The sequence below is a fragment of the Microbacterium sp. zg.Y909 genome (assembly GCF_024626565.1).
In genome coordinates this window covers 1-924 of the sequence record NZ_JANJFJ010000697.1, presented here as the reverse complement: position 1 = coordinate 924, position 924 = coordinate 1, and the positions used below count along the sequence as shown (strand labels likewise).

The window sequence follows — 924 nt, the reverse complement described above, 5'->3', positions numbered from 1 at the left end:
CGGTGGCGGCGTAGTAGTTCGCGAAGTCCACCGCCTCGCTCACCTCGACGTCTGCTTCGGCGAACACCTTGCCCGTTTCGGACGCGGCGACCTCGATGAGCTCGGCTCGGCGCGCTTCGAGGGCGCGTCCGGCGGCGATGAGCACGGTGGCGCGGTCGGCGGCGGGGAGTGCCCCCCACGTGCCGGCGCTCTCGGCGACCGTAGCCATCACGCGCTCCAGCGCGGCGGCGTCGGCCACCTGGGCCCCGTCGATCGTGGTGTCGCCGGCGGCGCTCACCTCGATGCGCTCGAGCACACCCCCGGCCCACGCGCGGTTGGCGGGGACGGCGGCGTCGGAGTCGGGGGCGTTTCGGAACCCGGGCGCACCCAACGCCCTGCGGGTCTCGCGCGGCGCGAAGACCGCCGTCTCGACGAACTCCCCACCGCCGAACAGCACGGCGTCGGCGGTGGGCTCCACGGGCACCGTGTCATCGGGGTCGGTGGTCGCAGAGCGCGCGATGCCAAGCACCGCCTGCGTCAGACCGTCGTCGCCGTCACCAGGCGACGGGGCGTCGCGGAGGATGCTGCGCGGGCCCGCGCCGGGCGCCACACTGCGGTCCTGCGTCCGTTTCGGTCCGAGCGGGAGTGACGGATCGGCGCTGCGTTCGAGCGAGTCGAGAAAGCGGTCTCGCTCGCGCTGGAACAGCGCCTCATCGGAAGCCAGGTCGAAGGCGGCGGAGAGGAAGTTCTCACTCGAGGCGTTCTCCTCGAGGCGTCGCACCAGGTAGCTGATGGCGACGTCGAACTCGTCGGGACGGACCACCGGCACGTACAGCAGCACCGGGCCGACCTCGCGGGCGACGGCGTGCACCTGGCCCTGGGCCATGCCGAGCAGCATCTCCACGTCGACGTCGGCCTGCACGCCGCGCTCGCCCGCGAGGAGCC

1 protein-coding gene is annotated in these 924 nt (G+C 73.3%); it reads right to left on the bottom strand.

The window, feature by feature from the left end:
* Positions 1-924 (bottom strand): bifunctional proline dehydrogenase/L-glutamate gamma-semialdehyde dehydrogenase (locus NQ160_RS24210; protein WP_257517515.1); only part of this gene is annotated, 924 nt, incomplete at both ends.